Source organism: Lactobacillus delbrueckii subsp. bulgaricus, assembly GCF_046938665.1.
GTDB classification, from domain to species: Bacteria; Bacillota; Bacilli; order Lactobacillales; family Lactobacillaceae; genus Lactobacillus; species Lactobacillus delbrueckii_C.
Genome location: NZ_JBKZCD010000068.1, coordinates 1 through 820, shown reverse-complemented (window position 1 = coordinate 820; position 820 = coordinate 1). Strand labels below are relative to the sequence as shown.

Here is an 820-nt window from a genome sequence, read left to right as displayed (position 1 = left end):
ATCTTTCTGTTCTTCTGGCATTGCGGCGTTCTGGATATCTTTTCCAATCAGTCTTGCCTGTGCCTTGATCCATTCTTCGTCCAGTCCAAAGGCCCCTAGTATTACTTTCTGGGTAGCTGTGACTGCGTGATCTAGCTTATAATTGCCGTTCGGTTGGCGTATCAGCTCAATCTTTTCGAGCTCTTTCAGTGCTGAAGGTACGCTCAAATAGTTAGGCTTGCCCGGCATTTCGGCTTTGCGCTTTCTCAAAAGCGTGTAGATTCTTGCACGGATTATCAAAGCGATGAACTGAATGAAGATCTTGGCTTCGGCTGCTTGACTGCTTGCGACTCTGAATGAGCGATTGCCAAGGAAGGCCTTATCACTGCCAAACAGCTTCTCTGAGATATCGCGGCTCTTGTAAAGATTCAAGGCTTCAGAGGCCGTCATCTTTTCGGAGGTCACGATCGCGAAATAGCCGCACAGCTGCAGCTCTCGTTCGATGACATCTTCCCGTTCCTCGTAGCCATAGAACTTGTCTTTGTGGTAGGTGAGCTTGAAATAATGCTCGTATCGCTTTGGAAGCTTGTATTCTCTGCCTTTTATCTTGTCCATCTCGGCTTCCATTCTGTCCAAATCAGCTTCCAGTCTAGCACGCTCGCTAGCCTGCTTCTTGGCCTTGTAGTAGATGTGGAAATAGCGGTCAGTGTCGTCATCCGCGTACAGCTTGGCTTTAACCGTTATGCCATAAGTCCGGTAAGCCTTGATGGAGCAGGCTCTCTTTGATTCGAATTCACCCATGTGCTCCATGATCAAGCCGTGTACAAAGGAGGCCCTGCCT

At 48.7% G+C, this 820-nt stretch carries 1 protein-coding gene; it reads right to left on the bottom strand.

Annotated elements, in window-relative coordinates; all coding sequences use genetic code 11:
* Positions 1 to 820 (bottom strand): IS1634 family transposase (locus ACLUXO_RS10195; RefSeq protein WP_459539853.1); only part of this gene is annotated, 820 nt, incomplete at both ends.